The organism is Variovorax sp. Soil_C_26, assembly GCF_057657075.1.
In genome coordinates, this window is sequence record NZ_JBDGJC010000007.1 from 152106 (window position 1) to 174277 (window position 22172).

Below are 22172 nucleotides of genomic sequence, written 5' to 3' on the forward strand. Positions count from 1 at the left end.
CTCAGAGGACCACGTTGACGAGGCGGCCCGGCACCACGATGACGCGCTTGGCCGGTGCGCCCTCGGCGAACTTGACGAAATCGTCGCAGGCGAGCGCGAGCTTCTCGATCTCGTCCTTCGAGGCCTCGGCGGGCACCAGCAGCTTGCCGCGCAGCTTGCCGTTGACCTGCAGCATGAGCTCGACCTCGTCCTGCGTGAGCGCGCCCACGTCCACCACGGGCCAGGGCGCATCGAGCAGGTCGCCCATGGCCTTGTCGTAGCCCAGGCCCTGCCAGAGCTGGTGCGTGAGGTGCGGCGTGGCCGGGTAGAGGCAGCGCAGCAGGATGCCGAAGCCTTCGCGCACCGCGGCGGCGTCGCCGGGGCTGCCGTCAGTTTTGAAACCTTCGACCGCGTTCAAGAGCTTCATCGCGCCCGACACCACGGTGTTGTATTGCATGCGCTGGTAGTCGTAGTCGATCTGGCGCAGCACCGTATGCACCTCGCGGCGCAGGGCCTGGGCTGCCTTGCCGAACGACTGGCCGGCGATCTCCACGGGCTGCGCGTCGGCCTGCGCCAGGCCGAAGTTCCAGACCCGGCGCAGGAAGCGGAAGCTGCCCTCGACCGCGGCGTCGTTCCATTCGAGCGTGGCCTCGGGCGGCGCGGTGAACATGGTGTAAAGGCGCGCGGTGTCGGCACCGTACTTTTCGATCAGGTCCTGCGGATCGACGCCGTTGCGTTCGCTCTTGCCCATCTTGCCGACACCGCCGTACACCAGCTGCGTGCCGTCGGCCAGCGTGCCGCCGGTGATGCGGCCCTGCGCGTCGAGCACCGGCGTCACGTCGGCCGGCGGGAAGTAGTCCTTGCCGCCCTTGTCGCTGCGCCGGTAGTAGATGTGGTTGAGCACCATGCCCTGCGTGAGCAGCTTGCTGAAGGGCTCGTCGACCTTCACCAGGCCCAGGTCGCGCATCACCTTGGTCCAGAAGCGTGCGTAGAGCAGGTGAAGAATCGCGTGCTCGATGCCGCCGATGTACTGGTCCATCGGCATCCAGTAGTCGGCGCCCCCGGCGACCATGGCCTCGTCGTTCTTCGGGTCGCAGTAGCGCATGAAGTACCACGAGCTGTCCACGAAGGTGTCCATCGTGTCGGTCTCGCGGCGCGCGGACTTGCCGCACACGGGGCAGACGACGCCGGCATGAAAGCCCTCGTGCTTGGCGAGCGGGTTGCCCGAGCCGTCGGGCACGCAGTCGGTCGGCAGCACCACGGGCAGGTCCTTCTCGGGGACCGGCACCGCGCCGTGCTCGTCGCAGTGGATGATCGGGATCGGCGTGCCCCAGTAGCGCTGGCGGCTCACGCCCCAGTCGCGCAGGCGCCAGGTGGTCTGCAGCCCGCCCAGGCCCTTCTGGCCGAGCGCATGCGCCACGGCGGCCACGGCCTCCTTGTGGCGCATGCCGCTGAAGTTGTCGGAGTTGATGGTCACGCTGCGCTGCCCGGATTCGTCCTTCAGCGCGTACCAGTCCTGCCACCGGTGGTAGTCGAAGTGCGGCTCGTCGTCGACCAGCACCACCTGGATGATCTCGAGGCCGTACTTGTTGGCGAACGCGAAGTCGCGCTCATCGTGCGCGGGCACGCCCATCACGGCGCCGTCGCCATAGCTCATGAGCACGTAGTTGCCCACCCACACCGGCACCAGCTCGTCGGTGATCGGATGCCGCACGCTGAGCCCGGTGGGCACGCCCTTCTTCTCCTGCGTGGCGAGTTCGGCCTCGGTGGTGCCGCCGGCCTTGCATTCCTCGATGAAGTCAGCGACCTTGGCGTCGAGCGTGGCGGCATGCATCGCAAGCGGATGCTCGGGCGCGACGGCGCAAAAGGTCACGCCCATGATGGTGTCGGCGCGCGTGGTGAACACGTACATGCGGCCGTCCTGGATCAGGCTGCCGCTCGCGTCCTTGATGTCGTGCGTGAAGGCGAAGCGCACGCCCTCGCTCTTGCCGATCCAGTTCTCCTGCATCAGCTTGACGCGCTCGGGCCAGCCCGGCAGCTTGTGCTGGGTGTGCTCGAGCAGCTCTTCGGCGTAGTCGCTGATCTTGAGGTAGTAGCCCGGGATCTCGCGGCGCTCGACCGTGGCACCGGTGCGCCAGCCCTTGCCGTCGATCACCTGCTCGTTGGCCAGCACGGTCTGGTCGACCGGGTCCCAGTTGACGACCTGGGTCTTGCGGTAGGCAATGCCCTTTTCGAGCATCTTCAGGAACAGCCACTGGTTCCACTTGTAGTAGCTCGGGTCGCAGGTGGCGACCTCGCGGCTCCAGTCGATCGCCAGGCCCATGGCCTGGAGCTGGCCGCGCATGTAGTCGATGTTCTCGTAGGTCCACTTGGCCGGCGGCACCCCGTTCTTGAGCGCCGCGTTCTCGGCCGGCAGGCCGAAGGCGTCCCAGCCCATCGGCATCAGCACGTTGTAGCCGCTCATGCGCAGGTAGCGCGTGAGCATGTCGTTGATCGTGTAGTTGCGCACATGGCCCATGTGCAGCTTGCCGCTCGGGTACGGCAGCATCGAGCAGGCGTAGTACTTCTTGCGGCTCGCGTCCTCGATGACGCGGTAGGCATCGGCGGCGCTCCATTGCGCCTGGGCAGCGGACTCGACGTCGCTGGGTTTGTAGCTGGGGTTCATGACGGTTCGGCAAGAGCCCGGCGCGGGGCGGCCGGGGAAGGCGGATTATCGCCCTGGCGCCGGCCGCTCGGCCGGCGGCGGCGCGGGCACCCATTCGTCGCCGAAGAGCTCGGGTTCGGCAAAGGCCTGGAGCCTGGCGAAGTGGTGCTCGAAGTCCTCGCGGTAGAAGAGGCCCGCGATGCCGCCCGCCAGGCGCCGCGCACCGTCACTGATCGCGGGAATGTCGCCCGAGACCGTGCCGTGCGACAGCGCCGCGGGGTAGCAGAAGCAGTGGACCCGGTCCAGCCCCGGGCAGGCGCCCGGGGCGCGCTCCTGCAACTCGAACACCGGCCCGAGGTCGGGCGAATCGGCCAGTTCCTGGTCCTCGTCGCCGGGCGCGGGCACGAAGCGCTCCTTCCAGGTGCGCACGTGCGCCGCGATGGCCGCGAACTCGGGGCGGTGCGCCCAGTCGACCTTGAAGCCGGTCGAGACGATGAGGAAGTCGACGACGAAGTCGCCCCGCGGCGTGACGACGCGCATCGCTTCGTCCTGCGGCTCGACCGCCTGCACCGGGCAGCCGAAATTGAAGAAGGCGTTGGGATGGCGCGACACGCGCAGCGTGCTGCCATGCGGCGGCGGCACGTTGAGCACATTGATGTAGTGGCGCAGGCGCCATTTGGCTTCGTCGGGCAGGTCGTAGTGCCCCTGCGTCAGGCCGGGCACGCCGGCGCCCTTGGCCTTGTTGACGCGCGGCAGGTCGGGGCGGCGGATCAGCAGCTCGACGCTGTGCGCACCGGCCTCGAGCGCCGTGGCCGCGCTGTCCATCGCCGACGAGCCGGCGCCGACGATGCCGACCCGCAGTCCTGCGAGGCGGCCGTAGTCCATCTCGTCGGACGAGTGCGCCCAGCGCTCGCGCGACAGCGCCGCCACGAAGGCCGGCACCGCGGGGCCGCCGAGCCCGTCACGCCCGGTGGCGAGCACCACGCGGCGCGCGAGCACATGCTGCGGCATGCCCGCGGGCGCGCGCAGGTCGAGCCGCACTGGCCCGGCCGCCGCCAGCGGCGCGATGCGGGTGACGGCCGTGTCGTTGCGCACCTCCACCGCCATCACGCGCCGGTACCAGCGCAGGTAGTCCATCCATTGCAGGCGTGGGATCTTGTCCAGCCCGCCCCAGGCCTCGGCGCCGAATTGGGCCTCGAACCAGGCCCGGAAAGTCAGCGCCGGCAGGCCGAGCGCGGGGCCGGTCAGCTCCTTGGGCGAGCGCAGGGTTTCCATGCGCGCCGTGGTGGCCCACGGCCCCTCGAACCCGGCCGGCGCGCGGTCGAACACCACCGCGCGGATGCCCTGCTGCGTCAGCGCCGCCGCCGCGGCGAGCCCGGCCTGGCCGCCGCCGACGATCGCCACCTCGAGCACCGCCTCGCCCTCGTGCGCGCAGGCTGGCATCCAGGCGCGCGCGGGCCAGCCGAGACACTCCAGGTCTTTGGCTAGCCGGCGCTCGAGCGCGGCAAGGCCTTCCGGCCGGTCGGGGATGGAGGGAGCAGAAAAAGAAGCAGCGTCGGTGGTCATCTGACAGGCAAACGGGATCGGCGGGGACGCCATCGCGTGGCGGGCCCGTGCAGTGTAGAAAGCTTCGTCGTCGTCATGCGGCCGGGCCCGGATCTCGCATGGCACGATGATTCTCTTCAGACCAAGGACAGCATGCATCTCCCCGAACGCGAGGTCCGCGCCCTGATGCGCGCCGAACACGGTGATCCGTTTGCCGTGCTGGGGCCGCACCAGACGCGCGACGGCCTGCAGGTGCGTGCGCTGCTGCCCGGCGCCAAGAGCGTGGCCGTGGTGCACACGCGCACCGGCTGGCCGCTCGCGATGCTGGCCCGGCACGAGGAGTCCGACCTCTTCACCGGGCTGGTGCCCGCGGCCGAGGCGCTGCTGGGCTATTCGTTCGAGGTCGACTGGGGCGCGCACAGCGCGCGGCTCGAAGACCCCTACCGCTTTCCGTTCGTGCTCGGCGATACCGACGTGTGGCTGCTCGCCGAGGGCACGCACCTGCGGCCCTGGGAGCGGCTCGGTGCGCACCTGCGCGAGATCGACGGCGTGAAGGGCGTGGCTTTCGCGGTCTGGGCGCCGAATGCGCGGCGCGTCTCGGTGGTCGGCGACTTCAACAACTGGGACGGCCGGCGGCACATGATGCGGCTGCGCCGCGAGTGCGGCGTGTGGGAAATCTTCGCGCCGCAAGTGGCCACCGGCGACGCCTACGAATTCGAGATCCTGTCGGCCGAGGGCGAGCTGCTGCGCAAGGCCGACCCCTACGCCTTCTCGGCGCGCCTTCGGCCCGAGACCGCCTGCGTCGTGGCGCCGCTGCCCGCGCCGGTGCCGCTGCCGCCCGGCCGCGCCGCCGCCAACGACCGCCATGCGCCGATCAGCATCTACGAAGTGCACCTCGGCTCGTGGCGGCGCAAGAACGACGGCCGCGACTGGCTCGACTACCGCGAGCTGGCCGACACGCTGGTGCCCTATGTGCGCGACATGGGCTTCACGCACATCGAGCTGCTGCCGGTCAGCGAGCATCCGTTCGACGGATCGTGGGGCTACCAGCCCATCGGCCTGCATGCCCCGAGCTCGCGCTTCGGCACGCCTGGCGATTTCCGCCATCTGGTCGAGGCCGCACATGCCGCCGGCCTCGGCGTGATCCTCGACTGGGTGCCCGCGCACTTCCCGACCGACGCGCACGGCCTCGGCCGCTTCGACGGCACCGCGCTGTACGAATACGCCGACCCGCGCGAGGGCTTCCACAACGACTGGCAGACGCTGATCTTCAACTACGCGCGCACGGAGGTTCGCAACTACCTCGTCGGCAATGCGCTCTACTGGCTCGAGCGCTATGGCGTCGATGGCCTGCGCGTGGATGCGGTGGCCTCCATGCTCTACCGCGACTACAGCCGCCAGGCCGGCGAATGGGTACCCAACATCGACGGCGGGCGCGAGAACCTCGAGGCCATCGACTTCCTGCGGCGCATGAACCATGTCGTGGGCACCGAGCGCCCCGGTGCCTTCACCGTCGCCGAGGAATCGACGAGCTTTCCCGGCGTCACGCGGCCGCCCGAGGCGGGTGGGCTGGGCTTTCACTTCAAGTGGAACATGGGCTGGATGAACGACACGCTGGCCTATGCCGGCACCGACCCGGTTCACCGCAGCCACCACCACGAACAGATCACCTTCGGCCTCATGTATGCGCACAGCGAGAACTTCGTGCTGCCGCTGTCGCACGACGAGGTGGTGCACGGCAAGGGTTCGATGATCACGCGCATGCCCGGCGACGCCTGGCAGAAGTTCGCGGGCCTGCGCAACCTGTACGGCTACCTCTGGGCCTACCCGGGCAAGAAGCTGCTCTTCATGGGTGGCGAGTTCGCGCAGGAAGCCGAGTGGAATGCCGACCGCAGCCTCGACTGGCATCTGCTCGCGCACGCGGCGCACCAGGGCGTGCGGCGGCTGGTGCGCGACCTGAACAACGTGTACCGGCACTTTCCGGCCCTGCACGAGCTCGACGCCGAGCGCGCCGGCTTCGAGTGGACGGTGCATGACGACCGGGCGCAGTCGGTGTTCGGCTTCGTGCGGCGCGGGCGCGACGGATCGTTCGTGGTCGTGGCGTGCAACTTCACGCCGATGGTGCGTGAGGGATACCGGCTGGGCGTGCCTGCGGCGGGGGACTATCGCGAGGTGATCAATACGGATGCCGTTGTGTATGGGGGCAGCGGGGTTCACAACGACGTGGTTCGGGGCGAGGCTGTTGCGTGGCATGGAAAATCGCACTCGATGGAAGTGAACTTGCCGCCGCTGGCGACTGTGATGTGGGTGTTGGTTTGATGCTTTTGTTTTTGTGTTTCGAAGGCCGGGTCTCGCCCCGGCGGGACCCGGCCCCGGAAAACACCACGCCAAAGACCACATGCTGACCCCAGGCTCGTCATACCCCCTGGGCGCAACCCCCACGCCACACGGCGTGAACTTCGCCCTCGTCGCCCCGAACGCCGAGGCCGTCGACCTCTGCCTCTTCGACAGCACCGGCCAGCACGAACAGCAGCGCCTGAGATTGCCCGCCTTCACCGACGGCGTCTGGCACGGTCAGCTCCCCAGCGCGCGCCCTGGGCTGGTCTATGGTTACCGGGTGCACGGCCCCTGGATTCCGCATGAAGGCCATCGCTTCAATCCCGCGAAGTTGCTGCTCGACCCCTACGCCCGCGAGATCGTCGGCCGCTACGACGGCAGCGACGTCTTCCTCGGACACGACCCCGCCAACCCGCTGCGGCGCGACACGCGCGACAACGCCGCCGTCGCGCTCAAGGCCCGCGTCGCCGCGCCGGATCTTGCGTTGCCCTCGCTCGGCCATGCCCGCATTGCGCCCGGCGACCGGGTGCTCTGCGAAATTCACGTGCGCGGCCAGACGCGGCTGCACCCGGCCGTTCCCGAACCATTGCGCGGCACCTACGCCGGCCTCGCCGAACCCGCGGTGCTCGACCACCTGCAGCGCCTCGGCGTCACCACGCTGAGCCTGATGCCGGTGCAGCACCGTGCCGACGAAGAGCGCCTTCTCAAGATGGGGCTCAGCAACTACTGGGGCTACAACACCATCGGATGGTTCGCGCCCGAGGCGCGCTACTGGAGCGGCAGCGCCGGCAGCACACCCGCAAGCGAATTCCGCGCGCTCGCCGATGCCGTGCATGCGCGCGGCATGGAGCTCGTGATCGACGTGGTCTACAACCACAGCGCCGAGACCGACGAGTTCGGTCCCACGCTGTCGCTGCGCGGCATCGACAACGCGCTGTACTACCACCTGCTTGCCGACGACCACGCGCGCTATGCCAACTGGACCGGCTGCGGCAACTGCCTGAAGCTCGCAGAGCCGCGCGTGCTGCAGCTCGTGATGGACAGCCTGCGCCACTGGGCCTGCACGCTCGGTGTCGACGGCTTCCGCTTCGATCTTGCGCCGGCGCTCGGGCGCGGAGCCGACGGCGAGTTCGACCCCCGTGCACCCTTCCTTGCCGCCATCGCGCAGGACCCGGTGCTTTCGCGCACGCTGCTGATCGCCGAACCCTGGGACATCGGGCCGGGCGGCTACCGGCTCGGCGAGTTCCCGCCGGGCTGGCTCGAATGGAACGACCGCTACCGCGACACGCAGCGCGGCTTCTGGCTGCGACAGGGCCGCGACGGCGCCACGGGGCTCGGCGATTTCGCGCACCGGCTCACCGCGTCGAGCGCAGAGTTCGCGCACGACGGGCGCGCGCCCACGGCAAGCGTCAACTTCATCACCGCGCACGACGGCTTCACGCTGCGTGACCTGGTGAGCTACGACGAGCGACACAACCTCGCGAACGGCGAGGGCAACCGAGACGGCCATGCGCACAACCTCAGCAACAACTGCGGCGTCGAGGGACCGAGCGACGACCCTGCCGTGGAGGCCGAGCGCGGCCGCTTGCAGCGCGCGTTGCTCGCGACGCTGCTGCTGTCGCAGGGCACGCCGATGCTGCTGGCCGGTGACGAACTCGGCCACAGCCAGCAAGGCAACAACAACGCCTACTGCCAGGACAACGAAACCACCTGGCTGCGATGGGACGACACGGCGCGGTTGAGCACTTTCGTGGCAAGGGTTGCGGCCCTGCGGCGCGAGGCGTCCGTGCTGCGTCACGCCAGCTGGTGGCCGGCCCAGGCGCCGCCCGGCGCGCCAGCGATCCGCTGGCTGCGGCCCGACGGTGAGCCCATGGCAGAGGCCGATTGGCGCGCCGGCACGGCGCTTGCAATCCGGTTCGAGGCGCCCACGGCGTCGGAGGCCGGCTGGCTCGTGCTCGTCAACGTGGGGGCGCAGGCCACATCGTTCGTGCTGCCGCCGGGCAACTGGCACCTGCGTCTCGCGACCGATGCGCCCGACGGCATCGGCGCCGCGACCGGCATCGGGTCCGGCATGGTGGAAGTGCCCCGCGGCAGCCTGTGGGTTGCGGCAACGCATGCGGCGGCAGCGCAGCACGGTGCTAGGCTGGATGCCGGCGACGGCGACAAAGCCAAACAGCATCCGATGAACCCAGACGAACAGACGCACGGAGACCCGACATGAACAACTACAACAACAGCAGCAACAACAACGCTTCGCAGGCGGCACCGCTCCAGGCCCACCAGCTGGTTCGCCGCACCATCGCGCTGGTACTGGCCGGCGGCCGGGGCTCGCGCCTCAAGCAGCTGACCGACCGCCGCGCGAAGCCGGCGGTGTACTTCGGCGGCAAGTTCCGCATCATCGATTTCGCGCTGTCGAACTGCCTCAACTCGGGCATCCGGCGCATGGCGGTGGTCACGCAGTACAAGTCGCACTCGCTGATGCGCCACCTGCAGCGCGGCTGGAGCTTCCTGCGCGCCGAGCTCAACGAGATGGTCGACGTGCTGCCCGCGCAGCAGCGCACCGGCGACGAGCACTGGTACCGCGGCACCGCCGACGCGGTGTTCCAGAACCTCGACATCCTTCAGACCCGCTCGACCAAGCACGACTACGTGGTGGTGCTGGCTGGCGACCACATCTACAAGATGGACTACTCGATCATGGTCAAGGACCATGCCGAGCACGGCCTGGGCTGCACGGTCGGCTGCATCGAGGTGCCGCGCATGGAGGCCACGGCGTTCGGCGTGATGGCCGTCGACGGCGAGCGCCGGATCACGGACTTTCTCGAAAAGCCGGCCGACCCGCCCGCGATGCCGGGCCATCCCGACACGGCGCTCGCCAGCATGGGCATCTACGTGTTCGACTCCGCCTACCTCTACCAGCTGCTCGAGGAGGACGCCGCCAATCCCGATTCGAGCCACGACTTCGGCAAGGACATCATCCCGCGCGCCGTGGCCGAGGGCCGCGCGGTGGCGCACCCTTTCGGGATGTCGTGCGTCACGCGGGCCTCGCGCGGACCCGACGCCAAGGCCTACTGGCGCGACGTGGGCACGATCGATGCATTCTGGGCTGCCAACCTCGACCTGGCCTCGATCACACCCGAACTCGACATCTATGACACGGACTGGCCCATCTGGACCTACCAGCGGCAATTGCCGCCGGCCAAGTTCGTGCTCGACCGCGACGGCCACCACGGCATGACGGTCAACACCATCGTCTCGGGCGGCTGCATCGTCTCGGGCTCCAAGGTCAGCAGCTCGGTGCTGTTCTCGGGCGTGCGCATCCATTCGTTCTGCGAGATCCACGAGGCGGTGCTGCTGCCCGACGTGGAGGTGGGCCGCGGCTGCCGCCTCACGCGCGTGGTGATCGACCGCGGCTGCGTCGTTCCCGACGACATGGTGATCGGCGAGGACGCCGCTGCCGACGCCGCGCGCTTCGAGCGCACCGAGGCCGGCGTGGTGCTGGTCACGCGCGAGATGCTCCAGCGCCTTGCGACTTCTGCCGCCTGAACATCCGCAGAATGCGTATTCTCCAGGTCAGCGCCGAGTTCTATCCCCTGCTCAAGACCGGTGGCCTCGCCGACGTGGCGGGCGCGCTGCCGGTCGCGCTGAGGGCCGCGGCACAGGACGCGCGCGTGCTGCTGCCGGGCTTTCCGGCGATCCGCGCCGGCGTGCGCGGCCTCGCGCCCGTGGCCGAGTTCGCGGCGCCCTGGGGCGAGCGCTGCATGCTGCTCGCCGGCGAGATCGCCGCAGCCGATGCGGGGGCGTCGATCCCGGCCTACGTGGTCGATGCGCCCGCGCTGTACGACCGGCCCGGCAATCCCTACGAAGACCCGTCGCGCCGGCCGTATGCCGACAACCACCGGCGCTTTGCGCTGCTGGGCTGGGCGGCGGCCCGGCTCGCGCACGGTCTCGATGCTGCATGGCGGCCCGAAGTGGTGCATGCGCACGACTGGCACGCCGGCCTGGCGCCCGCCTACATGGCCTTTGCGCGCAGTGACGGCGGGCCGCGCGTGGGCAGCGTGTTCACGGTGCACAACCTCGCCTACCAGGGGCTCTTTCCGGCCGCGGATTTCGGCGAGCTCGGCCTGCCCGCGGCCGCCTTCCATTTCGACGGGCTCGAATACCACGGCCAGCTCTCGTTCATGAAGGGCGGGCTTCATTTCGCCGACCGCCTCACGACCGTGAGCCCCACCTATGCGCGCGAGATCCAGACGCCCGAACAGGGCTGCGGCCTCGACGGCCTGCTGCGCCGGCGCAGCAACGTGCTCGACGGCATCCTCAATGCAGTCGACGAGAAGGTCTGGAATCCCGCGCACGATGCCGCGCTGGTGCAGGGTTTCCACACGCCCGAAGGCCGGCACATGGCCGGCAAGGCGCGCTGCAAGGCGGTGCTGCAGCATCAGTTGGGGCTCGCGCAGCGCAGCGATGCGCCGCTCTTCATCCTGGTGAGCCGGCTCACAGAGCAGAAGGGCCTGCACCTCGTGCTCGAGGGCCTCGACGCGCTCTTGGCCGAGGGCGGCCAGCTCGCGCTGCTCGGCAGCGGCGAGGCCTGGCTCGAAGAGGCTTTCCGCGCACGCGCGGCGGCGGCTCCGCAGGCCGTGAGTGTCACGATCGGCTACGACGAGACGCTCGCGCACCAGCTCTTCGGCGCCGGCGACGTGACGTTGGTGCCCTCGCTCTACGAGCCCTGCGGCCTGACCCAGATGTACGGCCTGCGCTACGGCAGCCTGCCGCTGGTGCACCGCGTCGGCGGCCTGGCCGATACGGTCGTCGATTGCACGCTCGAGGACCTGGCCAGCGGCGACGCCACGGGCTTCGTTTTCGAGCGCTTCGAGGCGGGCGACTACCATCGTGCGCTTCGCCGCGCGTTCGCCCTCTACCGGCGCGCACCCGACTGGCGGCGCGTGCGCGGCAATGCGATGCGCAGGCCCGCCGACTGGGCCGCCGCGGCGGCCCGCTACATCGACGTCTACCAGAAGGCAATGGAATAGCGCTCCAACCACATGCCTCGACTCAGGGAGAACAACACGAAACCACGGACACCCAAGACGCCCATGACGATCAAAGACTTCGCCTACGACCATCCCGACCGCGACGTTGCCGCGTTCAAACGTGCGCTCGCGAACAAGCTGATCTATGCCGTCGGCAAGGACCCCGTCGCGGCGAGCCAGGACGACTGGCTGCACGCCACCGCACTCGCCGTGCGCGACCAGCTGGTCGAACGCTGGATGGCCACCACGCGCGCGAACTACGCGCAGGACCTCAAGCGCGTGTACTACCTCTCGATGGAGTTCCTCATCGGGCGGACCTTCACCAACGCACTGCTGGCGGTCGACCTGCACGACACGGTGCGCGATGCACTGGCCGACTTCGGCGTCGACATGGCGCAGCTCGCCGAGCGCGAGCCCGACGCGGCCCTCGGCAACGGCGGCCTGGGCCGGCTCGCGGCCTGCTTCCTCGATTCGATGGCGACCCTCGGCGTGCCCGGCATGGGCTACGGCATCCGCTACGAATACGGCATGTTCCGCCAGCGCATCGTCGACGGCAAGCAGGTCGAGACGCCCGACTACTGGCTCACGCGCGGCAACCCCTGGGAGTTCCAGCGGCCCGAGGTGAACTACCGCGTGCGCTTCGGTGGCCATGTGCAGAAGCGCGACGGTGCCGGCGGTGCCGAATGGGTCGACACCCACGACGTGCTCGCGGTCGCCTACGACACCATCATTCCGGGCTACGGCACGCAGGCGACCAACACGCTGCGCCTGTGGTCGGCGCGCGCCACCGAGGAGATCGACCTTTCGGCCTTCAACCGCGGCAACTACATGCAAGCGGTCGAGAGCAAGAACCATTCCGAAAACGTGTCGCGCGTTCTGTACCCCGATGACTCCACGCCCTCGGGCCGCGAGCTTCGGCTGCACCAGGAGTACTTCTTCTGCAGCGCGAGCGTGCAAGACCTGCTGCGGCGCTACCTGCGCACCCACGACAACTTCGACGCGCTTGGTGAAAAGGTCAGCATCCACCTCAACGACACACACCCGGTGCTCGCGGTGCCCGAGCTCATGCGGCTGCTGCTCGACGAGCACGGCCTGTCGTGGGACGAGGCCTGGACCCAGACCCAGAAGGTCTTCAGCTACACCAACCACACGCTGATGCACGAGGCGCTCGAGACCTGGCCGGTCGAGATGCTCGGGCGCATCCTGCCGCGCCACCTGCAGATCATCTACGACATGAACGCGCGGTTCCTCGCCACGGTGACGCAGAAGGCCGGCGATGACGTCGAGCTGCTGCGCCGGCTCTCGCTCGTCGACGAGACCGGCGAGCGCCGCGTGCGCATGGCCTACGTGGCGGTGCTCGCGAGCCATTCGATCAACGGCGTCTCGGGGCTGCACTCCGAGCTGATGAAGCAGTCGATCTTCGCGGACTTCGCGCGGATCTTTCCCGAGCGCTTCAACAACAAGACCAACGGCGTCACGCCGCGGCGCTGGCTCGCGCAGGCCAATCCGCCGCTCGCGAGCCTGCTCGACCAGCGCCTGGGCAAGGGCTGGCGGCGCGACCTGTCGCAGCTCGAGGCGCTCCGGCCGATGGCCACGCAACCCGCGTTCGCACGCGCGTTCCGGCACGCCAAGCGCGAGAACAAGCTGCGCCTGGCCAACTGGGTCGAGCAGAACATGGGCATCGTGCTCGACACCGATGCGATGTTCGACGTGCAGGTCAAGCGCATCCACGAGTACAAGCGGCAACTGCTCAACGTGCTGCACGTGATCACGCGCTACCACCGCATCCTCGATGCGCACGAGGCCGGCCGCCCGCTCGACATCGTGCCGCGCGTGGTGGTGTTCGCCGGCAAGGCGGCCTCGGCCTACCAGGTGGCCAAGCTCGTGATCCGGCTGATCAACGACGTGGCGCACACGGTCAACAACGATGCGCGCGTCGGCAAGCTGCTGAAGGTGGTGTTCCTGCCCAACTACAGCGTGAGCCTGGCCGAGATCATCATGCCCGCGGCCGACCTGTCGGAGCAGATCTCGACCGCCGGCACCGAGGCCTCGGGCACCGGCAACATGAAGTTCGCGCTCAACGGCGCGCTCACCATCGGCACGCTCGACGGCGCCAACGTGGAGATGCGCGACAACGTGGGTGCGGAGAACATCTTCATCTTCGGCAACACCACGCCCGAAGTGGCCGACATCCGTGCGCACGGCTACCAGCCGCGCGAGATCTACGAGAACGACCCCGAGCTCCTGCGCGTGCTCGATGCGATCCGCGACGGCGCGTTCTCCCCCGGCGAGCCCTCGCGCTACCAGGGTATCTACGACGCGCTGGTGAACTGGGGCGACCACTACCTGCTGCTGGCCGACTATGCGAGCTACGTCGCCAAGCAGGCCGAGGTCGACGCGCTCTACCTCGACGCCGAGGCCTGGACGCGCATGACGATCCTCAACGTCGCGGGCATGGGCGCGTTCTCGTCGGACCGCACGATCGCGCAGTACGCGCACGAGATCTGGCGGACGAAGCCAGTGGTGCTCGACTGAGTGTTGCCGCGGGCGGGGTCAGCGCGGCTGCGCGGCCGCGTCGGCCTCGGTCACGAAGCCGATGCGGCTCAGGCCCGCCTTGTTGGCGATGCCCATCAGCGCTACCACCCGGCCGTAGGGCACGGTCTGGTCGGCGCGCAGCTGGACCTCGGTGTCCTTGCTGTCGGCCGCGGCCTGCTGCAGCCGCTCGGCCAGTTGTTCGTCGGTGACCGGCCGGTCGTTGAAGAAGACCTTGCCCGCGGCATCGACCGAGACGCCGACGAACTTCGGCGTGTCGTTCGGCTGGCCGGCATCGGTCTGCGGCAGGTCGAGCTTGATCGAGCTCGCCATCAGCGGCGCGGTGATGATGAAGATCACCAGCAGCACCAGCATCACGTCGACCAGCGGCGTCACGTTGATGTCGGACAGCGGGCGCTGCCCGCCGGCGCCCGTGGCACGCCCGCCGCGGGCGGCGCTGCTGCCGAGCGAAGTGCGACCGAAGGCCATGCTGCGAACGCTCCTAGACCGGCATCGGCCGGGCGGGCGGCGGCGCGGCGGATGCCGGCGGGCTGCCGAAGCTGCCGAGCAGGTCGTGCGCGAAGCCCTCGAGCTCGGCTTCGATGCGGCCGATGACGCGGCCGAACACGTTGTAGGCCAGCACGGCCGGTATCGCCACCGCGAGGCCGAAGGCCGTCATGACCAGCGCCTCACCGACCGGCCCGGCCACCTTGTCGATGGTGAAGCCGCCCGCCTGGCCCGCGATGCCCGAGAGCGCGCCGTAGATGCCCCAGACGGTGCCGAGCAGCCCCACGAACGGCGCCGTGGCGCCGACGGTGGCGAGCAGGATCTGGCCCGACTGCAGGCGCCGGAGCGCGCCGTGCAGCGCGCCGCGCAAAGCGCGCGTGAGCCGCTGGTTGCGGTCGCCCACGGTCGCGCCGAGCGTGCCGCCGGCCGCATCGGCCGCATCGGCCGCCATGGTGCGCAAGGCCTCGACGGCCGGCCCCACGAGCGCGGCACGATCGAAGGCGCGCAGCTTCTGCTCGGCGTCCGCCAGCGTGGTGGACTGCCAGAAGGCCGCGATGCCGCGCAACACGTCGCGCGTGCCACCGCGCAGCAGCCAGGCCTTCCAGAGGATCACCACCCAGCTCGCGATCGACATCGCGAGCAGCAGCGCCGCCACCGAGCGGCTGACGCCGTCACCCTGGGTCAGCAGCTCGAGGACGCTCATCGGACGGCCTTTTTATTGGTTTTTTTCAGCGAAGCCCGAGCACGTCGAACATGTCGAACAGCCCCGCCTTCTGCCCCGCGAGGAAGCGCACCGCGCGCAGCGCACCCTGCGCATAGGTCGAGCGGCTCGCGGATTTGTGCGTGATCTCGATGCGCTCTCCGGTGCCCGCGAAGAGCACCGTGTGGTCGCCCACGATGTCGCCGCCGCGGATGGCCGAGAAGCCGATCGTCGACGGGTCGCGCTCGCCCGTGATGCCTTCGCGGGCATAGACGGCGCACTCCTTCAGGTCGCGGCCGAGCGCGTCGGCGATGACCTCGCCCATCTTGAGCGCGGTGCCCGACGGCGCATCGACCTTGTGGCGGTGGTGGGCCTCGATGATCTCGATGTCGTAGCCGGTCGCGAGCGCCTTGGCCGCCATCTCGAGCAGCTTGAACGTGACATTGACGCCCACGCTCATGTTGGGGGCCAGCATGATCGCAACGTCCTTCGCGATCTCGGCGATCTCGGCCTTCTGCGCGTCGCTGAAGCCGGTGGTGCCGATCACGGCCTGCACGCCCAGCTCGCGGCAGATCTCGAGGTGCGCGAGCGTGCCTTCGGGACGCGTGAAGTCGATCAGCACCTGCGCATCCTGCAGGCCGGTGCGCAGGTCGGACACGATGGGCACGCCGCTCGTGAAGCCGAGGAAGGCCGCCGCATCGGCGCCGATCGCCTCGCTGCCGGCCATGTCGAGCGCGCCGGCCAGCCGGCAGTCGTGCGCCTCGCGCACGGCTTCGACGAGCATGCGGCCCATGCGGCCCGAGGCGCCGGCGATCGCGACGCGGCGCAGGGCCGGGGAAGAGGAGGTGGAAATGGATTCAGTCACGCGGATTCAGCCTTTTGAACTTGGCATGGGAACGGCAGGCCCGCCCGGAAGGTGTGAGGGAAACCGTCGCGGGCGCCTGTCGCGCAGCAGCAGCTTCCGTCGCACCTTCTTTGTCAGCGCGACGCTTCGAGCGGAGGATAGGCGGCGGGCAGCGGCGGCAGGTTCGCGGCCGCGGCGCCGGCATCGGCCTTTTTCTCGTCGGGCTTCGGCGCGAATTTCTTCAGTTCTTCTTCCGTGGCCTCGAGCTGCGGAACCTTGCTGCTCTTCTTGCGCGTGTCGAGCGTGGCGACGAATTCTTCCTCGCTGGGCATCGGATCGCCCTCGAAGCGGTCGAGCACCTCGCCGTTGAAGAACACGGTCAGCCGGCGTTCCTGCGGATCGACGCCCTGGCGGCGAATCGTGAAGACGTAGTCCCAGCGGTTGGTGTGGAAGACGTCCGTCAGCAGCGGCGTGCCGAGGATTTCACGCACCTGCTGGCGAGACATGCCGGGCTTGAGGGCCTCGACTTGCTGCTTCGAAACGAAATTGCCCTGGACCACCTCGACCTTGTAGGGCGTGATGGATGCGAGCGCACCCCGCGTGCGCTCGCTGAAGCCGCTGCAGGCGCTGAGGCTGAACGTCGCTGCGACGGCCGCGGCCAGCAGCCAGAAACGGCGTGGAAGGATGGCAGGCATGGGAGAGAAAAGAGGGGTAGCGATATGATCGGCCATTGTAGCGGCAGCCCCCTCGGGGCCGTCCCGCCGCCCAGGCGCAGGAATCCATCATGGCCAACATCGACGAACTCAAGAATACCGGCCTCAAGGCCACACTGCCGCGACTGAAGATCCTCGAGATCTTCCAGACCGGGAGCCAGCGCCACATGACGGCCGAAGACGTGTTTCGGGTGCTCCTGAACGAGCACTCCGACATCGGCCTGGCCACCGTCTACCGCGTGCTGACGCAGTTCGAGCAGGCCGGCATCCTCGAGCGCAGCCACTTCGAAAGCGGCAAGGCCGTGTACGAGCTCAACGAGGGCACGCACCACGACCACCTGATCTGCACCTCCTGCGGCAAGGTCGAGGAGTTCTACGACGCCGAGATCGAGCGCCGCCAGCAGATGATCTCGAAGGACAAGGGCTGGATCCTGCAAGACCACGCGATGTCCCTCTACGGCCTGTGCGGCGACTGCGCCAGCAGGAGATGAGCCCACCCCCGTCCCTCGCTCACTTCGTGTAGCTCGACTCCCCCTCAAGGGGGCAACACCAGCGGCCCGGCGGAGCCGGTTCCGCGGTGTTCCTGGCCCACCCCCGAAGCGGCTCACTTCGTGTAGCCGCCTCCCCCTCAAGGGGGCAACACCAGCGGCCCGGCAAAGCCGGTTCCGCGATGTTCTTGACCCACCCCCGAAGCGGCTCACTTCGTGTAGCCGCCTCCCCCTCAAGGGGGCAACACCAGCGGCCCGGCAAAGCCGGTTCCGCGGTGTTCCTGGACTGCGCTGCTGTGTCTTTCGCGAAGCGGATCAGTCCTGGCCGGCTTCCATGGCCTTGTGGTGGCGGGCGACGAAATCGGCGTAGGTGTCGATGCCGCGCAGCTGCAGGATCGAATTGCGTACCGCGGCCTCCACCAGCACCGCGATGTTGCGCCCGGCCACCACCTGGATGATGACCTTGCGCACCGGAATGCCGAGCACGTCCTGCGTGAGCGGGGCCGAGGGCATGCGTTCGTAGTCGCGCTCGAAGCTGTCGCGCCGTACCAGGTGCACGATGAGCTTGAGCCGCATCTTCCGCCGCACCGCGGTCTCGCCGAAGATCGCGCGGATGTCGAGCAGGCCGATGCCGCGCACCTCGAGCAGGTTCTGCAGCAGGTCGGGGCAGCGCCCCTCGATGGTGTTCTGGTTGATGCGGTAGAGGTCGACGGCGTCGTCGGCCACGAGGCCGTTGCCGCGCGAGATCAGTTCGAGCCCGAGTTCGCTTTTGCCGAGCCCCGATTCGCCGGTGATCATGACGCCCATGCCGAGAATGTCCATGAACACACCGTGCATCGAGGTGCGTTCGGCGAAGTGCTTCGACAGGTAGGCGCGCAGCAGGTCGATCACGAAGGCCGAGGACTCGCGCGTGGCGAACAGCGGCAGCTGTGCGCGCTCGCAGATCGACAGCAGCTCGTCGGGCGCGGCCTGGCCGTCGGCCAGCACCAGCATCGGCGGCTCCAGCGTGACGATGCGGGCGATGCGCCGGGCGCAGTCTTCCTGGCTGCCGCGCGTGAGATAGGCGACCTCGCGCGCACCGAGGATCTGCACGCGGTAGGGATGGATGTAGTTGAGGTAGCCGACCAGGTCTGCCGCCGACTGGGCGCGGCTGATGACGTCGGGGTCGAACTGGCGCTCCGAGGCGCCGAGGCCGGCGAGCCATTCCCAGCGGAGCGAGCCACGGAACTCCTCGAACATGGCGTCGGCGCTGATGACGGTGGGCTTCATGCGTTCAGGGCAAGGCGCTCATCGGCGCTGCGGTGGGGGGCCGGCCAGAATACCAAGGAACCGACCGGGCGGGCCGGCGCGGCTCACGCGACTTGCGTCGACTGCCAGCTGGCAATGAGCCCGTGCAGCTCGGCTGCGTCGGTGCTCGACTTGATCCGCTCGCGCAGCGACGCGTCGCTGAGCAGTTCGGCAATCTCGGAGAGGATCTCGAGGTGCTTCTGGGTCGCGGCCTCGGGCACCAGCAGGAAGATCAGCAGCCCGACGGGTTGCTCGTCGGGTGCGTCGAAACCGATCGGATTCGCCAGCTGGAACACCGCGGCCATGGGCGCCTTGAGGCCCTTGATGCGCCCGTGCGGGATCGCGACGCCATGCCCCAGGCCCGTGGAACCGAGGCGTTCACGCGCGAAGAGGCTGTCGGTGATGAGCGCGCGGCCCAGGCCATGAAGGCCCTCGAACAGCAAGCCGGCTTCCTCGAAAGCACGTTTCTTGCTGGTGGCGTCGACGCTCACGAGCACTTGAGCGGGCGGCAGGATGGACGCGAGTCGGTTCATAGTGGGAGCGGGGGCGATTATGCACCCGCTCGGTGAAAACCCCCAGTCCCCCTGGTTACTTTCTTCCTACAAATCGTCGAAAGTGGGCGCGGATTGTGTAAAGAATCCCTTCAAGCCGACAGCAAAAAGCCGCCCGGAGGCGGCTCGGCGACACGGGCCGCGGGCCCGTTTGCGCAGGACTACATCAGGCGCTTGGGCGCAGCGTGATGGTGGTCCTGCAACCGGTCCTTGTGGCGCACGACCTGGCGGTCGAGCTTGTCGACCAGATCATCGACGGCCGCATAGAGATCAGCATGGCTCGACTCCGCGAACATGTCACTGCCCTTGACGTGAATGTTGCACTCCGCCCGTTGGCGGCGTTCCTTTTCCTTCTGCTTTTCCACCGTGAGGATCACCTTCACGTCGACCACCTGGTCGAAGTGCCGCGTGATCCGGTCCAGCTTGCTGGTGACGTAGGTGCGCAAGGCAGGCGTGACGTCGAGGTGATGACCGCTGATCGTCAAATTCATGAAAGACCTCCTGAGAATTGACGGTTGGGAAAATGGCCACGCTGCGGAATGAAGCGTGACCGACGGAAATGAGTTAGGTGCGGGAGTCGGGAAAGAGAAGAAGGTCGATTCACTATGCCGAAGCTGTCACACCATTGCAATAGCAGAGTTGCCCGGGTGGCGGTCTGGCGCCGGCCGTGGCCCAATCCGCTATGGATCGGATAGCTGCCAAGCCTGCCACCCCAACGCCGCGGCGATCGGCAGGTCACGTGTTTCAAGCTGTGAGGGGGCGCTCAGTGACCCCTGCGCACGAAGGGCCAAAAGCGCGCCAGCCCCGCGACGCTCACTGCCAGGCGGCTCGCATGCGGTTGCGCAGGTCGATCACGGCCGCGGGCGGCGGCACCGCGGGCGGGCGCACCGGCGGCGGGGGCCAGGTCTGCTGCTCGAAGCCTTCGAGATCGCGGTCGGAGATGAAGCGCGTTCGGTTGGCGTAGAGGTGCCGATCGCCGCGCACCGCCTGCTGCGTGACGTAGAAGCGCTGCGGCACCAGCAGGTGCAGGTGGTCGCGGGCCCGGGTCATGGCCACGTAGAGCAGCCGCCGTTCCTCTTCGAGTTCGTGCGCGCCCTGCGCCACATCGGCAGGCAGGCAGCCGTCGACGACGTTGAGCACATGCACCGAGTTCCATTCCTGCCCCTTGGCCGAATGGATGGTCGACAGGATCAGGTAGTCCTCGTCGAGCAGGGGCGGACCGGGCCGGTCGCTCGTGGCCTCGGGCGGATCGAGCGTGAGCTCGGTCAGGAAGCGTTCGCGCGAGCCGTAACCCGACGCCAGCCGCGCCAGCTGCTCGATGTCGGCGCGCCGCACGCCGGACGGGTCGTCATAGAGCCGCTCGAGATGCGGCAGGTACCAGCGCGCCGCCAGGTCCACGTCGGCAGGCCAGGACAGCCACGGATCGCGCAGGGCCGCGTAAGCCTCGGCGAACACGGCCCATTCGGCGCGCGCGGCGGCCGGCGGCACGAAGCCGCGCACCACCGCCGCCGGATCGGCCGCGCCCTCCATCGCGTCGAGCAGCCGGGCGCCCGTGGCGGGCCCGATGCCCGGGATAAGCTGCGTGACGCGAAAGCCCGCCATGCGCCCGCGCGGGTTCTCGGCGAAGCGCAGCACCGCGAGCAGGTCTTTCACATGGCCGGCCTCGAGGAACTTGAGGCCGCCGTACTTCACGAACGGAATGTTGCGGCGCGCAAGCTCGAGTTCGAGTGCCGCGCTGTGCGTGGAGGTGCGAAACAGCACCGCCTGCGACTTGAGCGCGAGCCCGCCCTCGCGGTGTTCGAGCACCTTGTCGGCCACCCACACCGCCTGCTGCGCCTCGTCGGGCACGAGCACCAGCTGCGGCCGCCCGGCCGAGGGCTTGTCGGTCCAGAGCGTCTTGGCATGCCGCTCGGCGGCCTGCGCGATGACACGGTTCGACACGTCGAGGATCGGCTGCGTCGAGCGGTAGTTGCGCTCCAGCGTGACCACGCGCGCGGCCTGCGAGAACTGCGACGGGAAGTCGAGGATGTTGCGCACCGTGGCGCCGCGGAACGAGTAGATCGACTGCGCATCGTCGCCCACCACGGTCACGCCGCGCCCGTCGGGCTTGAGCGCCTGCAGGATCGAGGCCTGCAGCAAGTTGGTGTCCTGGTACTCGTCGACCAGCACATGGTCGAAGCGTGCGCCGATCAGCGCTGCGAGCGAGGGCTCGGCCACCATCTCGGCCCAGTAGAGCAGCAGGTCGTCGTAGTCGAGCACGTTCTGCTGCTGCTTGGCCTCGACGTAGGCACCGAACAGGCGCTTGAGCTCTGCCGCCCACTCGGCGCACCAGGGAAAGGCCTCGGCCAGCACGCGCTCGATCGGCGCACGCGTGTTGACGCAGCGCGAGTAGATCGACAGGCAGGTGCCCTTGCGCGGAAATCGGTTGGCGGTGGACGACAGGCCGAGCGCGTGGCGCACCAGGCCCATGAGGTCCTCGGCATCGCCGCGGTCGTGGATCGTGAAATGGTCGTCCAGGCCGACGTGGGCCGCATATTCGCGCAGCAGCCGCGCGCCGATGCCGTGGAAGGTGCCGGCCCAGGGCAGCGCGGGTGGCTTTTCGGAACGCAGGCCGAGCACGCGCGCCAGCACCTGCCCGGCGCGCCGTTCCATTTCCTGCGCCGCACGGCGCGAGAAGGTCAGCAGCAGCAGGCGCTGCGGATCGACCCCATCGGCGATCAACCGCGCCACCCGGTGCGCGAGCGTGCTGGTCTTGCCGGACCCGGCGCCGGCGATCACCAGCAGCGGCCGGTCGTCGCGCCCCGCGACGGCGCCGACGCCGTGCTCCACCGCGGCGCGCTGCGCGTCGTTGAGGGCCGACAGCGCGGCAGCGAGGCGCTCGGCCTGGGTGGCGGCGGTGGCGGGGAGGACGGGAGGCGCAGTGGTCTGCATGGGTGCAACTCTACTGTATGTCCATCCAGATCGCCCGCGTCGTGACACAGGGCCGATGACATAATCGCGGCCTTGCTGCCACCC

At 68.9% G+C, this 22172-nt stretch carries 16 protein-coding genes; 6 read left to right on the forward strand and 10 right to left on the reverse strand.

Annotation, left to right across the window (positions count from 1 at the left end):
• Position 1: 1 nt before the first annotated feature.
• Together leuS and AC3A6G_RS20355 are read right to left on the reverse strand one after the other, a co-directional pair.
• On the reverse strand, positions 2-2644 hold the full coding sequence (leuS, locus tag AC3A6G_RS20350; protein WP_487861258.1) for a leucine--tRNA ligase: 2643 nt from the start codon (positions 2642-2644) through the stop codon (positions 2-4).
• A 45-nt stretch (positions 2645-2689) separates the two neighbouring features.
• Entirely contained in the window at positions 2690-4189 is a 1500-nt protein-coding gene (locus AC3A6G_RS20355; RefSeq protein ID WP_487874404.1) for a SidA/IucD/PvdA family monooxygenase, read from the reverse strand.
• A gap of 132 nt (positions 4190-4321) precedes the next feature.
• On the opposite strand from AC3A6G_RS20355, the gene glgB reads away from it, so the two are divergent.
• From glgB to AC3A6G_RS20380, 5 genes are all read left to right on the forward strand, one after another.
• Complete coding sequence (gene glgB, locus AC3A6G_RS20360) at positions 4322-6487, forward strand: 1,4-alpha-glucan branching protein GlgB (RefSeq protein WP_487861256.1); 2166 nt, start codon at positions 4322-4324, stop codon at positions 6485-6487.
• Positions 6488-6566: 79 nt separating this feature from the next.
• Complete coding sequence (gene glgX, locus AC3A6G_RS20365) at positions 6567-8726, forward strand: glycogen debranching protein GlgX (RefSeq protein ID WP_487861255.1); 2160 nt, start codon at positions 6567-6569, stop codon at positions 8724-8726.
• Entirely contained in the window at positions 8723-10051 is a 1329-nt protein-coding gene (gene glgC / locus AC3A6G_RS20370; protein WP_487861254.1) for a glucose-1-phosphate adenylyltransferase, read from the forward strand. The genes glgX and glgC overlap by 4 nt, the downstream gene beginning before the upstream one ends.
• 11 nt (positions 10052-10062) lie before the next feature.
• A complete protein-coding gene (glgA, locus tag AC3A6G_RS20375; RefSeq protein WP_487861253.1) occupies positions 10063-11535 on the forward strand; it encodes a glycogen synthase GlgA in 1473 nt (490 codons plus the stop codon).
• A gap of 63 nt (positions 11536-11598) precedes the next feature.
• The gene (locus AC3A6G_RS20380; protein ID WP_487861252.1) at positions 11599-14070 is read left to right on the forward strand and encodes a glycogen/starch/alpha-glucan phosphorylase; all 2472 of its coding nucleotides are present in this window, start codon (positions 11599-11601) and stop codon (positions 14068-14070) included.
• Between the two features lie 18 nt (positions 14071-14088).
• Here AC3A6G_RS20380 and AC3A6G_RS20385 read toward each other — a convergent pair whose 3' ends face one another.
• The 4 genes from AC3A6G_RS20385 to AC3A6G_RS20400 all read right to left on the reverse strand — a co-directional run bounded on the left by AC3A6G_RS20385 (position 14089) and on the right by AC3A6G_RS20400 (position 16813).
• Positions 14089-14556 carry an ExbD/TolR family protein gene (locus AC3A6G_RS20385; protein WP_487874405.1) on the reverse strand — a complete coding sequence of 156 codons (468 nt, stop codon included), beginning with the start codon at positions 14554-14556 and terminating at the stop codon, positions 14089-14091.
• 13 nt (positions 14557-14569) lie between these two features.
• On the reverse strand, positions 14570-15277 hold the full coding sequence (locus AC3A6G_RS20390) for a MotA/TolQ/ExbB proton channel family protein (protein WP_487874406.1): 708 nt from the start codon (positions 15275-15277) through the stop codon (positions 14570-14572).
• Positions 15278-15302: 25 nt separating this feature from the next.
• Positions 15303-16139: a 4-hydroxy-tetrahydrodipicolinate reductase gene (gene dapB, locus AC3A6G_RS20395; protein ID WP_487861249.1), complete on the reverse strand. Its 837-nt coding sequence runs from the start codon at positions 16137-16139 to the stop codon at positions 15303-15305.
• A 113-nt stretch (positions 16140-16252) separates the two neighbouring features.
• Positions 16253-16813, reverse strand: coding sequence for an outer membrane protein assembly factor BamE (locus tag AC3A6G_RS20400; RefSeq protein WP_487861248.1), 561 nt, complete (start codon positions 16811-16813; stop codon positions 16253-16255).
• An 89-nt stretch (positions 16814-16902) separates the two neighbouring features.
• Between AC3A6G_RS20400 and fur the strand changes: the two genes are divergently transcribed.
• Positions 16903-17322 (forward strand): ferric iron uptake transcriptional regulator, encoded by a 420-nt coding sequence (gene fur, locus AC3A6G_RS20405; protein WP_487874407.1) that lies wholly within the window; start codon positions 16903-16905, stop codon positions 17320-17322.
• A 312-nt stretch (positions 17323-17634) separates the two neighbouring features.
• Here fur and hprK read toward each other — a convergent pair whose 3' ends face one another.
• From hprK to AC3A6G_RS20425, 4 genes are all read right to left on the reverse strand, one after another.
• The gene (gene hprK, locus AC3A6G_RS20410) at positions 17635-18588 is read right to left on the reverse strand and encodes an HPr(Ser) kinase/phosphatase (protein WP_487861246.1); all 954 of its coding nucleotides are present in this window, start codon (positions 18586-18588) and stop codon (positions 17635-17637) included.
• Between the two features lie 83 nt (positions 18589-18671).
• Entirely contained in the window at positions 18672-19139 is a 468-nt protein-coding gene (locus tag AC3A6G_RS20415; RefSeq protein ID WP_487861245.1) for a PTS sugar transporter subunit IIA, read from the reverse strand.
• A 179-nt stretch (positions 19140-19318) separates the two neighbouring features.
• Positions 19319-19648, reverse strand: a complete 330-nt coding sequence (gene hpf, locus AC3A6G_RS20420) for a ribosome hibernation-promoting factor, HPF/YfiA family (protein WP_435438958.1) — start codon at positions 19646-19648, stop codon at positions 19319-19321.
• A gap of 322 nt (positions 19649-19970) precedes the next feature.
• Positions 19971-22088, reverse strand: coding sequence for an ATP-dependent helicase (locus AC3A6G_RS20425; RefSeq protein ID WP_487874408.1), 2118 nt, complete (start codon positions 22086-22088; stop codon positions 19971-19973).
• Positions 22089-22172 lie beyond the last annotated feature (84 nt).

What these genes read in the sequence shown, in the direction of transcription:
- AC3A6G_RS20400 (WP_487861248.1), bottom strand. Translation starts at nt 16,813, where the DNA reads ATGCCTGCCATCCTTCCACGCCGTTTCTGGCTGCTGGCCGCGGCCGTC.
- fur (WP_487874407.1), top strand. Translation starts at nt 16,903, where the DNA reads ATGGCCAACATCGACGAACTCAAGAATACCGGCCTCAAGGCCACACTG.
- AC3A6G_RS20355 (WP_487874404.1), bottom strand. Translation starts at nt 4,189, where the DNA reads ATGACCACCGACGCTGCTTCTTTTTCTGCTCCCTCCATCCCCGACCGG.
- AC3A6G_RS20380 (WP_487861252.1), top strand. Translation starts at nt 11,599, where the DNA reads ATGACGATCAAAGACTTCGCCTACGACCATCCCGACCGCGACGTTGCC.
- AC3A6G_RS20415 (WP_487861245.1), bottom strand. Translation starts at nt 19,139, where the DNA reads ATGAACCGACTCGCGTCCATCCTGCCGCCCGCTCAAGTGCTCGTGAGC.
- leuS (WP_487861258.1), bottom strand. Translation starts at nt 2,644, where the DNA reads ATGAACCCCAGCTACAAACCCAGCGACGTCGAGTCCGCTGCCCAGGCG.
- glgB (WP_487861256.1), top strand. Translation starts at nt 4,322, where the DNA reads ATGCATCTCCCCGAACGCGAGGTCCGCGCCCTGATGCGCGCCGAACAC.
- hpf (WP_435438958.1), bottom strand. Translation starts at nt 19,648, where the DNA reads ATGAATTTGACGATCAGCGGTCATCACCTCGACGTCACGCCTGCCTTG.
- AC3A6G_RS20390 (WP_487874406.1), bottom strand. Translation starts at nt 15,277, where the DNA reads ATGAGCGTCCTCGAGCTGCTGACCCAGGGTGACGGCGTCAGCCGCTCG.
- glgX (WP_487861255.1), top strand. Translation starts at nt 6,567, where the DNA reads ATGCTGACCCCAGGCTCGTCATACCCCCTGGGCGCAACCCCCACGCCA.
- AC3A6G_RS20425 (WP_487874408.1), bottom strand. Translation starts at nt 22,088, where the DNA reads ATGCAGACCACTGCGCCTCCCGTCCTCCCCGCCACCGCCGCCACCCAG.
- hprK (WP_487861246.1), bottom strand. Translation starts at nt 18,588, where the DNA reads ATGAAGCCCACCGTCATCAGCGCCGACGCCATGTTCGAGGAGTTCCGT.
- glgA (WP_487861253.1), top strand. Translation starts at nt 10,063, where the DNA reads ATGCGTATTCTCCAGGTCAGCGCCGAGTTCTATCCCCTGCTCAAGACC.
- glgC (WP_487861254.1), top strand. Translation starts at nt 8,723, where the DNA reads ATGAACAACTACAACAACAGCAGCAACAACAACGCTTCGCAGGCGGCA.
- AC3A6G_RS20385 (WP_487874405.1), bottom strand. Translation starts at nt 14,556, where the DNA reads ATGGCCTTCGGTCGCACTTCGCTCGGCAGCAGCGCCGCCCGCGGCGGG.